Source organism: Prevotella sp. C0209C1 (assembly GCF_056583855.1).
The window spans coordinates 1-17,101 of sequence record NZ_JBWPJP010000020.1 but is presented as its reverse complement, the minus strand read 5'-3'; the positions used below and the strand labels follow the sequence as shown (position 1 = coordinate 17,101).

At 34.1% G+C, this 17,101-nt stretch carries 16 protein-coding genes; all 16 read left to right on the top strand.

The window, feature by feature from the left end; translation table 11 throughout:
• Positions 1-90 precede the first annotated feature (90 nt).
• Positions 91-1,677, top strand: coding sequence for an NAD(P)/FAD-dependent oxidoreductase (locus AC1DCD_RS06620; RefSeq protein ID WP_060933078.1), 1,587 nt, complete (start codon positions 91-93; stop codon positions 1,675-1,677).
• A 64-nt stretch (positions 1,678-1,741) separates the two neighbouring features.
• Complete coding sequence (locus AC1DCD_RS06615; RefSeq protein ID WP_464639579.1) at positions 1,742-2,890, top strand: ABC transporter substrate-binding protein; 1,149 nt, start codon at positions 1,742-1,744, stop codon at positions 2,888-2,890.
• Positions 2,890-3,906, top strand: a complete 1,017-nt coding sequence (locus AC1DCD_RS06610; RefSeq protein ID WP_464639581.1) for an iron chelate uptake ABC transporter family permease subunit — start codon at positions 2,890-2,892, stop codon at positions 3,904-3,906. The genes AC1DCD_RS06615 and AC1DCD_RS06610 overlap by 1 nt, the downstream gene beginning before the upstream one ends.
• 462 nt (positions 3,907-4,368) lie before the next feature.
• The gene (locus AC1DCD_RS06605; RefSeq protein ID WP_464639583.1) at positions 4,369-6,420 is read left to right on the top strand and encodes a TonB-dependent receptor; all 2,052 of its coding nucleotides are present in this window, start codon (positions 4,369-4,371) and stop codon (positions 6,418-6,420) included.
• A 34-nt stretch (positions 6,421-6,454) separates the two neighbouring features.
• Positions 6,455-7,666: an MFS transporter gene (locus AC1DCD_RS06600; RefSeq protein WP_464639585.1), complete on the top strand. Its 1,212-nt coding sequence runs from the start codon at positions 6,455-6,457 to the stop codon at positions 7,664-7,666.
• A complete protein-coding gene (gene hemG / locus AC1DCD_RS06595; RefSeq protein WP_464639587.1) occupies positions 7,666-9,042 on the top strand; it encodes a protoporphyrinogen oxidase in 1,377 nt (458 codons plus the stop codon). The genes AC1DCD_RS06600 and hemG overlap by 1 nt, the downstream gene beginning before the upstream one ends.
• 120 nt (positions 9,043-9,162) lie before the next feature.
• Positions 9,163-10,524, top strand: coding sequence for a dipeptidase (locus tag AC1DCD_RS06590; protein ID WP_464639589.1), 1,362 nt, complete (start codon positions 9,163-9,165; stop codon positions 10,522-10,524).
• Between the two features lie 337 nt (positions 10,525-10,861).
• Positions 10,862-12,373, top strand: coding sequence for a phosphoethanolamine transferase family protein (locus tag AC1DCD_RS06585; protein ID WP_036853777.1), 1,512 nt, complete (start codon positions 10,862-10,864; stop codon positions 12,371-12,373).
• A 144-nt stretch (positions 12,374-12,517) separates the two neighbouring features.
• Positions 12,518-13,030, top strand: a complete 513-nt coding sequence (locus tag AC1DCD_RS06580; RefSeq protein ID WP_008447126.1) for a DMP19 family protein — start codon at positions 12,518-12,520, stop codon at positions 13,028-13,030.
• Entirely contained in the window at positions 13,023-13,502 is a 480-nt protein-coding gene (gene smpB, locus AC1DCD_RS06575; RefSeq protein WP_060933086.1) for an SsrA-binding protein SmpB, read from the top strand. The genes AC1DCD_RS06580 and smpB overlap by 8 nt, the downstream gene beginning before the upstream one ends.
• Before the next feature lie 120 nt (positions 13,503-13,622).
• Entirely contained in the window at positions 13,623-14,486 is an 864-nt protein-coding gene (gene map, locus AC1DCD_RS06570; protein WP_464639592.1) for a type I methionyl aminopeptidase, read from the top strand.
• Positions 14,487-14,538: 52 nt separating this feature from the next.
• A complete protein-coding gene (gene tsaD / locus AC1DCD_RS06565) occupies positions 14,539-15,570 on the top strand; it encodes a tRNA (adenosine(37)-N6)-threonylcarbamoyltransferase complex transferase subunit TsaD (RefSeq protein WP_464639594.1) in 1,032 nt (343 codons plus the stop codon).
• A gap of 93 nt (positions 15,571-15,663) precedes the next feature.
• Positions 15,664-16,167: a CinA family protein gene (locus AC1DCD_RS06560; RefSeq protein ID WP_008447019.1), complete on the top strand. Its 504-nt coding sequence runs from the start codon at positions 15,664-15,666 to the stop codon at positions 16,165-16,167.
• A gap of 126 nt (positions 16,168-16,293) precedes the next feature.
• A complete protein-coding gene (gene rpmB / locus AC1DCD_RS06555; RefSeq protein ID WP_008447076.1) occupies positions 16,294-16,557 on the top strand; it encodes a 50S ribosomal protein L28 in 264 nt (87 codons plus the stop codon).
• Between the two features lie 4 nt (positions 16,558-16,561).
• Entirely contained in the window at positions 16,562-16,750 is a 189-nt protein-coding gene (gene rpmG, locus AC1DCD_RS06550) for a 50S ribosomal protein L33 (RefSeq protein WP_004337830.1), read from the top strand.
• A 46-nt stretch (positions 16,751-16,796) separates the two neighbouring features.
• Positions 16,797-16,955, top strand: coding sequence for a DUF4295 domain-containing protein (locus AC1DCD_RS06545; protein ID WP_008447137.1), 159 nt, complete (start codon positions 16,797-16,799; stop codon positions 16,953-16,955).
• The last annotated feature ends 146 nt before the right edge of the window (positions 16,956-17,101 follow it).

The window sequence follows — 17,101 nt, the reverse complement described above, 5'->3', positions numbered from 1 at the left end:
CAAAAATAATAAGAAAAAGTGCAATATACAATAGAGAAAAGAGATATTTATGTAATTTTGTAGTATTACATAGCTAAAGAGAAGTATATAATGATTAAAGAATACCAGATAAGGGTTTTACCAGAGATAGGTTATAATGAGGCTAATTTAAAATCTTATCTTGCTAAAGAAGAGGGGTTTGTTTTAGAGGATATTAGTGCAGTACGTATATTAAAGAGGTCTATAGATGCTCGTCACAGAAATATATATGTTAATCTTAATATTCGTGTATATGTACATGAAAAGCCAGACGATGAGGCTTATTTGCATATAGATTATAAAGATGTTAGTAAAGCTCCTAAGGTTATTGTGGTAGGAGAAGGTCCTGCCGGTCTTTTTGCTTCTCTGCGTTTAATAGAGTTAGGTTTATGTCCTATAGTGTTAGAACGTGGGAAGAATGTGCGTGAGCGCAAGATAGATTTAGCGCAGATATCAAGGAGTCAGGAGGTAAATGGCGAGTCAAATTATTGTTATGGTGAGGGTGGAGCTGGAGCTTATTCAGATGGAAAGCTTTATACACGTAGTAAGAAGCGTGGTTCAGTAGAAAAAATATTAAATGTCTTTTGTCAGCATGGAGCAAGCACTTCTATTCTTTCAGATGCTCATCCTCATATAGGTACAGATAAATTACCGCATGTAATAGAAAACATGCGTAATACTATTCTTAGATGTGGTGGTGAAGTACGTTTCCAAACAAAAATGATAAGCTTTATTACGGAGGGAGATGTTATAAAGGGTGTAAAGGCTGTTGAGCAGAAAAGAGAGAGTGATACTTGTGGGGAGTTAGAATTTTTCGGACCTGTAATATTAGCAACAGGCCATTCTGCACGTGATGTTTATCGTTATATGGCACAGGTTAAAGGAGATATAGAAGCTAAGGGCTTAGCAATAGGTGTTCGTTTGGAGCATCCTTCTCATTTAATAGATGAGATACAATATCATAACAAAGAAGGGCGTGGAAAGTATTTACCTGCAGCTGAATATTCTTTTGTAACTCAGGTAAATGGCAGAGGGGTATATTCTTTTTGTATGTGTCCTGGCGGCTTTGTTATACCTTCGGCTACTGGTGCAGAACAAGTAGTAACTAATGGTATGAGTCCTGCTAATCGTGGCACACGATGGTCTAATGCAGGAATGGTCGTACAGATTAATCCTGACGATATAGATGGTGATGATGTTTTAAGGTTGCTTTCTTATCAGGAAGAGTTGGAGCGCAACACATGGCAGCAAGGCGGACGATCTCAGGTAGCTCCAGCACAGCGTATGGCAGACTTTGTAAATAATCGTTTATCGTATGACTTGCCAAAGTCGAGTTATGCACCAGGTTTACTTTCAAGTCCACTTCATTTTTGGATACCAAAGTTTATATCAGAACGCTTGCAGATGGCATTTCGTCTTTTTGGAAAAAATGCATCTGGCTTTCTTACTAATGAAGCGGTGTTAATAGCTTCAGAAACAAGAACGAGTGCTCCGGTGCGTATTTTGCGTAATCGTGAGTCGCTTATGCATATACGTTTAAGAGGACTTTTTCCCTGTGGAGAAGGTGCAGGTTATGCAGGTGGTATTGTTAGCGCAGGTATAGATGGTGAAAGATGCGCAGAAAGTGTTGCGGATTATTTAGGTAGACTCGGTTTATGATAGCTTATAAAACTTATTATAAAGGGTTTTTATAAAAATTCTTAGCGTTTTTTTTTTTAGATATATGTATAAATATAGTCTTTTCTTTTTTTCTGTTTTATTAGTTCTTACAAGTTGTAATATTAGGAAAAGTGTAGATAAAGTAGATATTAATAGTGGTGATACTTTAAGGTTAGAGTATGCTAAAAATATAGTAATAGTAAAGTATTCTGACTATACAAAGGTAGAAATTCTTAATCCTTGGAAAGAAAAGTCTATATTACATACTTACTTTTTATCTGATCATTATCTTAAGAAAGATTTAAGTGGCAAGGCAGACTTCCTTTTGGTTCCTTTAAAGCGTAGTGTGGTATTTACAACAGTGCATGCTAATTTGTTAGAAATGCTTAAATGCCAAAAAGCTATAGTAGGTGTAACAGATCTTAAATATATGTTGATACCCGATGTTCAAAAGCGTGCAAACATGAAAGAGGGTGCTATAGGTAAGATTGTTAATTGTGGGGAATCTATGAAGCCTAATATTGAAAAAATTATAATGCTTAAGCCACAAGCAATTTTTGTATCACCTTTTGAAAATAGCGGTAGCTATGGAATGTTGGGAAAGACAGGTTTGCCTTTGATAGAATGTGCTGAATATATGGAGAGTTCAGCGTTAGGTAGGGCAGAATGGATGAAGTTTTATGGTATGCTCTTTGATAAGGAAAAAGAGGCTGACTCTTTATTTAATATTGTAAAGAATAATTATTGGCGATTACATAGTTTGGCAAAAAAGAGTAAAGTGTCTCGTAGCATATTACCAGACCGTAAGGTGGGAGCTGTGTGGTATATCCCTGGCGGAGAGAGTAGTATAGGAAGGCTTTATAAAGATGCTATAGGTAAGTATGCTTATAGTAATGATAAGCATAGCGGTAGTTTGGCTTTACCCATAGAAACTGTCTTTTCTAAATTTAGCAAGTCTGATTTTTGGGTTTTATCTTATGTTGGCAATCTTTCTCTTAACACGTTATTAGAGGAGTGTCCTTATTATAAATATTTTCATCCTTATAAGGTTGCGGAGGTGTATGGTTGTAAAGTAGATAAAACTCCTTATTTTGAGGAGGTTAGCTGGCGACCTGACTGGCTTTTGCAAGACTTCATTCAGCTCTTTCACCCAGATCTTAAGATAGCTCCTTTGCGATACTATAGACGTGTTTCTGTTAACAAAAGTATGTAATGAGTAAGCGTTATATAGTAGTTATTACATTTTTATTAATAGGTATAATGATAATGTTTTGCCTTAATCTTTGCGTGGGAGCTGTTGATATACCTTTTTCTGCGTTTGTAGATATATTGAAGGGGGGAAAGGTGGAAAATGATAGCTGGCGTTTTATAGTGTTAGAAAGCAGGTTACCACAGGCAGTAACAGCCTTGTTATGTGGAGGTGTTTTAGCTATTAATGGATTGATATTGCAAACAGTTTTTAGTAATCCTTTGGCTGGTCCTGATGTTTTTGGTATTAATGGTGGTGCAGCTTTGGGTGTTGCTTTAGTGATGTTGTTTTTAGGAGGTACTTTTTCTTTTTATAACTTTTCCTTTACAGGGTTTTTAGCTATTTTGTTAGCAGCATTTTTAGGAGCTATGTTTGTTACTATCCTTATATCTGCGTTGTCCCATCTTGTACATAGTAATACGATGTTGTTAATAGTAGGTATTATGGTAGGGTATATGTCTTCTTCTATAGTTTCTCTGTTCAACTTTTTTTCTTCATCAAACGAAGTAAAAAACTATATGATATGGGGGTTAGGCGATTTTGGTGGAGTCTCTTCTGAGATGTTATTACCTTTTTCGGTACTTTGCTTATTAGGTGTTTTTATATCTTTGCTTTTTATAAAACCATTGAATATATTATCGTTAGGAACTTTATATGCTGAGAGTTTAGGCGTAAATACTACTAAAATGCGAACTCTTCTGCTTATATTGACAGGTCTGCTAACATCTATCACAACATCTTTTTGTGGTCCTATATTATTCTTAGGTTTGGCTGTTCCACATATTGCAAAATTGATATTAAAGTCGGAACATCAACCAAAGCTATTTCCTGTAACACTGTTAAGTGGTTCTTTTATTGCCTTATTATGTAATTTGTTATGTTCTCTTCCAAGAGAGGGAGGTATGTTACCATTGAATGTTGTAACGCCTATAGTTGGTGCCCCTGTCATTATATATGTATTGATAAGGAAAAGGAAATAACTTATTGCAAAGATATGATGTTTAAAAAGATAATGGCATATATGTTGTTGTGGGAAAAGGGCACATTTGTCAGAACAAAGGGATAGTATTGTGAATAAAAATAAATTATTTTTCGTGTATTTTTAGATTATTTTTGTAGTAAAAATAATCTATTTTTTCTTCTTAAAAATCATTTATTATTATGTAAAGCATAATGTTTTACCTCTTTATAGCATATCTGTTATAATTATTATCATAAGAATATGTGTTATTATGCTGCTTATAAGGTAAAGCATTCAGCTTTTTTTAGTAGTTAGGTCTTTATTATTCAAATTTCAATGATAGTGTTAAGTTTGGCATAGTATTGTTATGTTATAAAATGAATTTATATTATAATTTAGGTAAATATCCTTATAAATAACGATTGTATAAACTTTCAGTTAGGAGTAACTTTGCAGCGTAAAAAACAAAAATAAAAGCATTATGTTTAATTCTCTGTTACTATTATCTTTGATGCTTGGTAATTACCAAGGAGTGGAAAAAGACACAATTACTAATACTTACAAAATGAAGGAAGTCTTAGTGGCAGATTTCAAGCGAAACAAGCGTAACCTTACTCCTATATCAGTATCAAGCATTAATTCTGATCAGATTAATGGGCAAGGTATTACAAGCTTAAAAGAGCTTTCAGGAGTTGTTCCTAATTTTTTTATGCCAGATTATGGCTCTCGTGCTAATACTCCTATATACGTTAGAGGTATAGGTGTGAAGGCTAAAGGCTCAGCAGTAGGTTTTTATGTAGACGGTATTCCTCACTTTGAAGCATCTGCATTTGATATTGATATGAGTGATGTTGCCGGTGTAGAGGTATATCGTGGTCCTCAAGGCACTCTTTATGGGCGTAATGCTATAGGGGGTATTATTAATGTTTATACACATAATCCTATAGATTACCAGCACACACGTTTTTCTTTAGGGTATGGTAAGTATAATGATGTTGTGGCTCAGGGGTCTACTTATCAGCGTTTTTCTAACAGCTTTGGAGTATCTTCAGCTATATCTTATCATCATAATGACGGTATGTTTAAAAATGAGTGTTTAGGTAAAAATGCAGATGATATTAACGAGGTGGAAGGTAAAATAGGGCTTTATTGGCGTCCTGCTAACAGATGGTTGCTTCATCTTAATTCCACTCTTAGCTATAGCGATCAAGGTGGGTATCCATATTCTTTGTATGATGTTAAAACAAATAAGGTAGCACCGGTTAGTTATAATCGTTATAGCAGCTTTAGACGTTTGATATCATCTACAGGTTTTAATGCACGGTATAGCGATAATAAAATAAGTTTTAATAGTCAGACATCATATCAGTTTATTAAGACGCATTTAGGTATTGATCAAGATTTCACACCGAAAGATCTCCTCTTTGTTGTAAATAACTTTCGCCAAAATATGGTATCACAGGAGTTTACGCTGAAATCGAACGATCAGCGTCGTTACCAGTGGATAGTGGGTATGTTTGGAATGTTAGATTATACTAATCAGTTTGTACAAGTAAATGTTTTTAAAAAGAAAGTAGCTACTCCTACTTCTTATAAGACCCCTATTACAACCTTTGCTATATATCATCAAAGCTCGTATAATATTTGGCGTGGACTGTCGGCTACTGTTGGTTTGCGTTTTGACTATGAACATTCAAAGATTGATTATAACAAAGACTTGCTCAATTTAGCTACGGATAAAAGTATGAACGTATTAAATTATACTGATAAGGCAAGTTTTACACAGTTTACCCCAAAGGTTGCTATTCAATATACTACTAAAGAGCATAATTTATATTATGGAAGTATTACCCGTGGTTATAAGCCCGGTGGATATAATGTGAGTTTAAAGACAGAAGCTGACCGCTCGTATGGTCCAGAGTATAGCTGGAACTACGAGACAGGTGCCAGATTAAACTTTCTACAAGGTAAGTTAACAGCAGAAGCATCGCTTTTCTATATCGATTGGAGAGATATGCAAACTACTTATCAAATACCAGGTATTGGCAATAAAGTGCTTAATGCAGGGCATACTATTAGCAAGGGATTTGAAATAGGGTTAGGTTATCATCCTGTAAAGGACTTAGACTTTACAATAAACTATGGTTTTACGCATGCAACGTATTTAGATTATAAGATGAATGATAAGGCAGATTATTCTCATAACTATCTACCAATGGTTCCTAACCATACCTTATCTATAAATAGCAGCTATACTATAAAAAATGCAGGCTGGTTTGATATGATAAGATTAAATGCAGGTGTAATAGGTTTAGGGCGTATATATTGGACAGATGATAACGCTGTTTATCAGAATTTCTATGCTACGCTTAATACTAAGGTTAGTTTTACTAAAGGTATTTTTACATGGACTCTTTGGGGTAAGAACCTTACTAATACAGATTATATAGCTTATGGCTTTAAGTATGGTGTAAACTATGTACAGCAAGGCAAACCCCTTAGTTTTGGAACTTCATTAAGTGTTGATTTTTGATTTTATATAAAGAACAATGATTGAGTAAACCAGTATGAATAAGACTAATAAATCTTTTTCATTAATTACTTTTTTTTGCTTGTATATAGCGCAAATGGTGCCTTCGTCTTTTCTGATGACCGCATTACAAGTAATAATGCGTGAAGGTCATTATAGTCTTACTACTATTGGATTACTTAATCTCGTTCGATTGCCATGGCTTTTAAAGCTATTTTGGTCGCCACTTATAGATAGGAATTGCATAACAATAGCACATTATAAGCGTACTATCATAATAACGGAGAGCGTCTATGCTTTAGCACTTGTTATAACAAGTCTGGTTAATGTGCAAAGTAACTTATTACTGATTCTTATACTTGTTTTTATATCATTATTAGCTTCTGCTACTCAAGACATAGCTACCGATGCTTTAGCTATTATAACATCTGTAAAAAGAGAGCGTAGTATGTTAAATAGTATGCAGTCGATGGGTAGTTTCGGAGGAGCTTTGTTAGGATCGGGAGTATTACTTATAGTCTTAAAAAATTATGGTTGGCTAACTGTTGTGTTATGTTTAGCCTTCTTTGTTATTATAATGCTTATACCTTTATTATTAAATAAAGGAATGAAAGCTAAAACCCCTAAGCCTTCTCAGAAAGCTACGTTTGGAGACATTCTTTACTTTTTCTCTTCTATGGATAATTGGCGACAAGTAGGTTTTTTGTTGCTTTATTATATGGGGCTTATAGGTATTATATCTATGTTAAGACCATATATGGTAGATTGTGGTTATGATATTAAGCAAATAGGATTTTATATAGGTGTTTTAGGTACGTTTTGTTCGTTTGTTATGGCTTTTGTTGCAGGTTTTATAATTAGGTATATAGGCATTTTATATACTCGTTTTATAGTGGCACTTGCTATTTGCTTAGCACCTGTTTATTTTTTTATTATCAACTTGCTTCCCTTTAATCATATAGCTCTTATAATAGGTATCGTGTATGTTCAGATATGTTATGGTCTGGCTACAGTAGTGGTATATACATCTGCAATGCAATGTGTGCGGCATGGTCGTGAAGGTACAGACTTTACTATTCAGATTGTTATTACACATCTCTCTGGTATTATCATAGCAGCAGTGGCAGGTTTTGTGGCACATCACTTAAACTATAGTGGTTTGTTTGCTGTCGAAATATTTATTTCTGTTGTAAGTGTACTATATATACTTAGATTTTTTAAAAACAAAACAAAATACCATATAATATAATGGAGAATAATAAAAGAGAGCGTGAAGCTGTTGTTATAGGAGCAGGACTTACAGGTCTAACTTGTGCTATGCATCTAAAGGGTTTAGGTGTTGATGTAGAAGTGTTAGAGAAAGAAAATTATATAGGTGGCTTAATGCAAACGGAGGTAGTTGATGGGTTTACCTTTGAAAAAGGTCCAAGTTCGGGTACAGTGAAATATCCTGAAGTGGCAGAGCTGTTTGATGATTTAGGGGATAGTAGTTCTTTCGAATCTTCTTTTGCGTCCTCTAAGTGTAGATTGATATGGAAGGATAATAATTTTCATGCTCTCCCTTCAGGATTGTTAAGTGCTGTCAAGACGCCACTTTTTAGTGTTAAAGATAAGTTTAGAATTTTAGGAGAACCGTGGCGAAGTAAAGGGACTGACCCTAATGAGAGCATAGGAAGTATGGCAGAACGAAGACTTGGGAAGTCGTTTGTAGACTATGCTGTGGATCCTTTTATTTCAGGCGTATATGCAGGAAACCCTTATTCTCTTCCTACCAGATTAGCATTACCAAAGCTTTATAATCTTGAGCAACAATATGGAAGCTTTATTAAAGGTAGTATACATCTTGCAAGAAAAGGTAAAGCTGCGCGTGAAAAGCGGGCTACCAATGAGATTTTTTCTACTAAAGGAGGTTTTCATACATTAATAAGTTCTCTTGGCAAGAGTATAGGCTCAGATAATATCACACTGGGTTGTGATAATATTACAATAAACTTTAATAATGGAAAATATATAATATCATGCAATGAAGAGCAAATAATAACAAATAATCTTATAACGGCTTGTCCGTCATATTCTTTGCCGTCATTATTAAAGTTTGTGCCAAAAGCCCAATTAGACACACTTGATAATCTTTATTATGCTCCTATTATAGAAATAGGGGTAGGAATAAAGAATACGAGCAATGTTAAGTGGAACGCCTTTGGAGGTTTAGTCCCTTCTTGTGAGAAAAAAGATGTATTGGGTATTCTTATGCCTTCAGCATGTTTTAGTAATCGTTCGCCAAAAGGTGGAGCTACATACGCTTTTTTTATAGGTGGTGCTATACATCCGGAATATCTTGATAAGACTGATGCTCAGCTGGAAGAGTTAGTAAACAATTCGCTTCACGTCATGTTAGGTTATCCTGAGGGTACTTCTGCTGATGTAATTCGTATTTATCGTCATAAGCATGCCATTCCTCAGTATACGCTATCTACGGATGCTCGTTTGTCTACCATTGATGCTCTTCAGTATAAATACAAAGGTTTACATATAGCAGGAAACCTAAAAGACGGAATAGGCATGGGGGATAGAATAAAGCAAGCAGTAGATGTGGCAGAAAATGTTGCGAAGTATTGTAAGTAAGATGTAAAAGTTATAGCAACTTTATATTGATATTAAGGTGAAAAGTAGTATATTTGCAAATAGATATATTATAAGTTAGTGTATTATCCTTAAAAAGAAGCAATCTAAAGTAATAGCTATATGGTAAAAAGATATATAGAAGAGAATGAGGCAAGAATGCTTGAAGAGCTATTCAGTCTTATTCGTATTCCAAGTGTAAGTGCGCAGCCTGCTCATAAAGAGGATATGGTAAAATGTGCTAACCGTTGGAAAGAGCTGCTTTTAGAAGCAGGTGTAGATAAGGCGGAGGTTATGCCTTCAAAAGGTAATCCGATGGTTTACGCAGAGAGGATAGTAGATCCTGAAGCTAAAACGATATTAGTTTATGGTCATTATGATGTAATGCCAGCAGAGCCTTTTGAGCTTTGGAGAACAGAGCCTTTTGAGCCAGTTATTAAAGATGGTCATATTTGGGCGCGTGGTGCAGATGATGATAAAGGGCAGTCTTTTATCCAGGCTAAGGCTTTTGAATATCTCAACAAGCATGATTTGTTGAAACATAACATGAAATTTATCTTTGAAGGGGAAGAGGAAATAGGTTCTGCCAGTCTTGGACCTTTTATAGAAGAGCATAAAGAGTTATTGAAATGTGACATTATTCTTGTTTCAGATACAACCTTAATAGGTGCTGACGTTCCTTCTATAACGACTGGTTTGCGTGGCTTGTCTTATTGGCAAATAGAAGTAACAGGTCCTGATCATGATCTTCATTCAGGAACCTTTGGAGGTGCTGTGGCTAATCCTGCAAATGTTCTTTGTAAACTAATAGGCGATGTTACTGGCCCTGATGGAAAAATACGTTTCCCTGGTTTTTATGATGACGTAGAAGAGGCTTCAGAAGAAGAGCGCAGTCTTGTAGCATCTATACCTTTTGATGAGGAGAAATATAAGAAATCTATTGGCGTTAAGGATATTTTTGGTGAAGAAGGATATAGCACTATAGAGCGTACAGGCTATCGTCCTTCATTTGATGTATGTGGTCTTTGGAGCGGTTATCAAGGCGAAGGTGCAAAAACTGTAATTCCTTCAAAAGCATATGCGAAAATTTCTTCACGTCTTGTGCCAAAGCAAGATTATAAAAAGATAGGGCAATTAGTAGTAGATTATTTTAATAAAGTGGCTCCTAAGACTGTTCATGTAAAAGTAAAGATGTTACATGGGGGGTATGGATATGTTTGTCCTATTGATATTCCTGCATATAAAGCAGCAGAAAGAGGTTTTGAAAAAGTTTTTGGAAAACGTCCTTTGCCTGTTCGTATTGGTGGAAGTATTCCTATTATCTCTACTTTTGAAAAAACTCTTGGTACTAAAAGCATTTTAATGGGCTTTGGATTAGAGTCTAATGCTATCCATTCTCCAAACGAAAATATGCCAATAGCTCTTTGGAAAAAAGGTATAGAGACTGTTATTAATTTCCATTTAGAATACGATAAAGAAGAATAATTTCAAATATTTTACTAACTAAAGCATATCTTGCTAATATAAAAGAAAGAGCAAGGTATGCTCTTTTTAAAATTTATAACAAATGAAAGAAAAGTTGTTACATTCTTTTTTAAAAGTAGGAAACTTTATTCTTGAAGAGCTTCCCTTTATAGTGATCTTTGTTTTTTGTATGTGTCTTAATACATTAAAAGATTCTATCTTTAACTATGGGGGTTGTAATTTAAAATATTATAGCATCTCTTTTTTACTTTCTGTTATTTTTTCTTGTATAACGAGGAAAAATATTTTTTTAAAAACCATCTTTTATTTTATAACTGTATTCTTTTTTGCTGTATATATGTTCCTTTGGTTGGTTTTTGGAACTTCAATATCTCCGCTTATAGTTCAGCTTATTGTAGAAACTAATGGAAGAGAGTCTTCTGAGTTTTTTAGTGCTTTTGTTTTTTCCAAAGGAGCTATAATAACTTATGTGTCTGTTATAGTATTAATAACTATAATTGTGTTTTTTGAAAGACTATGGAAAAAGATAAGAGAAAAGAAATGGTTAAAAAGAAAGTTTTTGGTATTTATATTTGGTATTATTTCTGTGTTTTTGCTTATAGCAGGAATATTCAGCTCCAAACTATATTATACGTTGTATAAATGTCAAACTTATGCAGATTTAGAAAGTTGGGTAATAGAAAACATTCCATTTCCAATGGATTCGTTTACATCGACTGCTTATTCTATTCATGCTTTAGAAGCCACTAAAAATGAAATAAAAATAGCAGTAAATTTAGCCAAAGATATTTATCGTCAGCCAGTAACTGATGAAGTAAACGATTCTATAAATATTATTTATGTACTTGGAGAATCTTTTATAAAGTCGCATGCATCTCTTTATGGATATAAGAAAAAAACTACTCCTTTTATGGATACAGAAGAGCATAAAGGCAATCTTGTGGCTTTCAGTGATGTTGTGGCTCCATTTAATTCTACAACACTGGTGGAGAAAAACACATTTTGTTGTAATAGTTTGAGTGATGGCGAAGAATGGTATCAAACGCCCTATTTTCCTATTCTATTTAAGAAGGCAGGTTATAAGGTCTTGATGTGGGACATCCAAAGAGATTTTTTGAAAAATGCTTTTTTTACTTTTTCTGTTAATTCGTTTATGTATAATAGAGAGTTGCAAAAGTATGCATATACATACGCATTTGATAAAAGTTTTTTATATGATGAAGACTTGGTTAATGATTTCTTTAAAAAAGGAGAAAGCATGATGGGAAAGAAAAATCTTATTATTTTTCATTTGTTTGGGCAACATATTGATGCAAGTGAAAGGTACCCACATGGCAAAAAGTTTTCAAAGTTTTCTTATAAAGATATAAAGCGTAGTGAAAGCTATTTGACAAAAGATAAAAAGCAAGATATTGCAGAATATGATAATGCTACTTTTTATAATGATTATGTTATTAAGAAGATAGCAGAAAAATATGCTAATAAAAATACGATTATGATTTATTTCTCAGATCACGGAGAAGAAATATACGATTACAGGGATTCAAAAGGAAGAAATGCAGGAGGTAGCGGCGTTACTCCTAATTTATTGAAATATCAATACGAGGTGCCTTTTGTTATATGGTATTCAAATTCATTTAAGAAAAAATATCCTAAATTAGTTAAAGAAATACGAGCTTCAAAGGATAAACCTTTTATGACAGATAATGTTTGTCAGATTCTATTCCATATAGTAGGAATGAAAACAAAATGGTATAAAGCAGATAGGGATTTGATAAGTCCAAGTTATGTTGCAAGAAAACGAATCATAGCAGATAAAGATTATGATAAATATGTAAAAAATAGGTAATATAGCTATGTGAGGGTTTATTAAATTATAATTTTGCACTTAAAGTAAAAAAAAACAAAAAGGAACGTTAATAGTTTAAAATAGAGTTTAATGCCTAATAATTAATATATTTTTTCGATTTTATTAATTATCTTTGCATTGAATATGATAGAAGTTAAGGTTAAAGAAGCAGATATAAAGAAGGCTGTAAATGAAGGTGTAGATGCCTTTGTTGCAGTATTTGTGAAAAGTATAAAGGAAGCCATTGGAGGAGAGCTGACAAAAGAAGCTATGATGCAGTTGAATTCTGATCAAGTAACATTATTAGCTTGGGATTATTTGCATAAAGAAGTCTCTGTTGGAGGATATGTTCAGTTGATCTATAATGGTTTCGGAGCTTTTATTTTTCGCAATCCGTTTGCTGTAGCTATGCGTAATTGGGGCATAAGGGATTTATATACTCATATAAAGCATGCTAAAAAGTTTTATGACAAATATCATGAACAGATAGAGCGTGAAATGAGTGATAATGACTTTATGGCTCTGTTTGAACAAATGCCAGAGTTTGATGAGTTTGATGATGAGTTTGTTATAAACGAGGAGCATTGGATGGAGTGTGTTGCAGCTTATATAGATGACCATATTTATGAATTTGCAAAAATAGAAAAAGATGAATAACGAAAAGCAAACAAAAAAGCGTAAGGTATCAGTGCAGATTCGTAACAAGAAAGCTTCTTTTGAATATTTCTTTGTAGATACATATACTGCTGGAATAGTGCTTACGGGTACGGAGATAAAATCTATTCGGGCGGGTAAGGCTTCATTAGTGGATGCTTTTTGCGTTATAAATAAAGGTGAGATGTGGGTACAAGGTATGAACATCTCGCCTTATTTTTATGGGTCGTATGCTAATCATGAAGCTAAACGTTCGAGGAAATTATTATTGAACAAAAAAGAAATTAGGGCTTTAGAATCTGACTCGCAGGCACCTGGCTACACCATTATTCCAACACTTGTATTTATAGATGATAATGGGCGTGCAAAAATAAAAATTGCACTGGCAAAAGGTAAGAAAGAATATGATAAACGTCAAGTTTTAAAGGCGAAAGAAGATAAAAGAGAAATGGACAGAGTGCGTAAGCGCTATTAACAAAAAAGGAGGAGGAATTGTTGATAAGTTGGAAGTTCATGTTATTATGATGGTAAGAAAATAGTTATAAGTAAGGACTCTCAATATTTAGTTCCCTCTGCTCTTAAATAAAAAGATGTTATGCAATTAAAAAAGAAGAGATGGCATTGCCTATCAGGTCAAAAGCCAACAGAAATGGATCTAAAAATAATGGAGTTAGAAAAAAGAGGAAAGTTAGTACCTACTCGTAATTTGATTAGAACTCCAGAAGAGATAGAAGGTATTCGTCGTGCAGGTGTAGTGAATACAGGTTGTTTAGATGCTTGTGAAGCAGCTATAAAACCTGGTATAAGTACACAGAATATTGACGATATATGTGCGCAGTATTGTAAGGATCATAATGCAATATCAGCAACTCTTGGTTATGAAGGATTCCCTAAAAGTGTCTGCACAAGTATTAACGAGGTGGTATGTCATGGCATACCAAAGAAAGAAGATATATTAGTGGAGGGTGATATTATAAATGTAGATATGACAGTAATTGTAGATGGTTACTATGCTGATGCTAGTCGTATGTTTATAGTAGGTGGAAAGACTACTCCGGAAAAAGAGCAACTTGTGCGTGTAACGAAAGAATGTCTTGATATAGGTGCTGCAGCAGCTAAGCCTTATGGCTTTGTAGGTGATATAGGCGCAGCTATTCAAAAGCATGCAGAAAAGTATGGCTATGGTGTTGTGCGTGATTTATGTGGGCATGGTGTTGGATTAGAATTTCATACAGAGCCAGAGGTGTTACATTTTGGTCATCGTGGTACTGGTATGGTATTAGTTCCGGGAATGGTATTTACCATAGAGCCTATGATAAATATGGGAACATGGAAAGTGTTTCTTGATGCTGATGATCCTTATGGTTGGGAAATTATTACAGGTGATGAAAAGCCATCAGCACAATGGGAGCATACTTTTTTAATGACAGAAAACGGCTTGGAAATTCTTACATATTAAGTATAAATTAAGGAGTTTTATCTTATGATAAACTTTAAATAGTTTTATTGAAATGGATAACGATGATATTTATATATTAGCTATAGAAAGTAGTTGTGATGATACAAGTGCAGCAGTTTTACATAATGAAGTTATTTGTAGTAATGTAACAGCATCACAACAAGTGCATAAAGATTATGGAGGGGTAGTTCCAGAGCTTGCCTCAAGAGCGCACCAACAGAATATAGTGCCAGTAGTAGATCAAGCAATTAAGCGTGCAGGTATTACTAAGAAGCAATTATCTGCCATTGCTTTTACTCGAGGGCCAGGTTTGATGGGAAGCTTATTGGTAGGTGTAAGTTTTGCTAAAGGATTTGCAAGGTCATTAGGAATACCTTTGATAGAGGTTAATCATTTACAAGGTCATGTAATGGCGCATTTTATAAAAGAAAATGAGGAAGATAATAATCAGCCTCCTTTCCCTTTTATATGCCTTTTAGTATCTGGAGGAAATTCGCAGATAGTAAAGGTAAATGCTTATAATGACATGGAAGTGTTGGGGCAGACTATAGATGACGCTGCAGGAGAGGCTATTGATAAATGTTCAAAGGTAATGGGGCTTGGTTATCCTGGTGGTCCTATTATAGATAAATTAGCTCGTAAAGGAGACCCGCTAACTTATAAGTTTGCAGAGCCTAATGTTACTGGATATGATTATTCGTTTTCGGGTTTGAAAACATCTTTTCTTTATAGTATGCGTAAGTGGATAAAAGAAGATCCTGATTTCATAGATCATCATAAAGAAGACATAGCAGCAAGTTTGGAGCATACTATCGTAGATATTCTAATGAAAAAATTGCGTAGAGCAGTTAAAGATACTGGCATAAAGCATGTTGCAGTTGCTGGTGGTGTGTCAGCTAATAACGGTTTGCGTAATGCTTTTGGGGAACATGCTAAAAAGTATGGTTGGATAACTTATATTCCTAAATTTAGTTATACCACAGATAATGCTGCTATGATAGCAATGGTGGGTGTATTTAAATATAGAGATAAAAAGTTTGCCTCAATAGATATTCCAGCATTTAGCAAGGTTACGTTTGAATAAAAAGTTTTTTATTATATAAACAAATATTTTTGAAACAAGTAGGTTTTATATAGGAGTAATAGAATCTTGTTTTAATTTTATATTTTTGAAAATATGGATTTTGAAAGTAAAGTTATATCTCGTCAAATAGGTGATCTGCTCTATTCGTCGGGGCTGACAATAGGAGCAGCAGAAAGTTGTACAGGTGGTAGAATTAGTGAAGCAATGATAGCTATTCCAGGGGCATCTGATTACTTTAAAGGTTCTATAATAGCATATACTAATGAGGTAAAAGAATTACTTCTGAATGTTTCTCATGATGTTATAGATGAACAAACTGCTGTTTGTGAGGAAGTTGCAAAACAAATGGCATTAGGAGTGATAGAGGCTTTAGATGTTAATTTTGCAATAGCATCAACAGGTATAGCAGGGCCTGGAGGAGGTTCTTTGACTATTCCTGTAGGTACTATATGGATAGCATATGGAAGTAAAAATGATATTCGTACATTTAAATTAGAAGAAGATTTTGGACGTGATATTAATTTAGCTATAGCTACAAATAAATCAATGCGTTTGATGTTAGAATTTTTACAGGAAAAAGAAATTAGAGAAGAATAAAGACAAAAAATCTTAATAAGTATAATTAAAAGGAAATATACCTTTGTATATATGAATATTTTTTTGTAATTTTGCACACTGTTTGGAATAGGTATCAATTAACGAATTACAAAACTAAAGATAGAAATGTCTAAGATTTGTCAGATTACAGGTAAGAAGGCACAAATAGGTAATAATGTGTCTCACTCAAAGCATCGCACAAAGCGTAGTTTTGATGTCAACCTATTCAGTAAGAAATTCTACTATGTAGAAGAGGATTGCTGGATTTCTTTGAAGATTAGTGCGGCTGGTCTTCGTTTAATAAATAAGGTAGGTCTTGACGCTGCTCTAAAAAAAGCTGTAGCTAAGGGTTTCGTTGACTGGAAAGAAATTAAGGTTATAGGAGACTAATATAATGGCAAAGAAAGCTAAAGGTAATAGAGTCCAAGTAATCTTGGAATGTACAGAAATGAAAGAGAGCGGAATGGCTGGTACAAGTCGTTACGTTACTACTAAAAATCGTAAAAATACTCCAGAACGTTTAGAGCTTAAAAAGTATAATCCTATTTTAAAGAAGATGACTCTTCATAAGGAAATTAAGTAGGCGGTTCTGTAAAAAAGTATTAAGTTAATAGTAAAATAAGCAGACAATGGCAAAGAAAGCGGTTGCTACCCTCCATGAAGGTTCTTCGGATGGTCGCGCATATACAAAAGTAATTAAGATGGTTAAAAGCCCAAAAACAGGTGCTTATGTTTTTGATGAACAGATGGTTCCTAATGAGGCTGTGAAAGATTTTTTCAAGAAATAAGTTCTTGTTATAAAATATAAATAAAAAGAGAGTGTATTGCAACTTTAGCAATGCACTTTCTTTATATTGGTGTACGCTCGGCATGAGCATTTTCTAACGGGTGGAAGTCCCGAGTAAGCCCTAATAGCGGGAATTACATAGCCAAG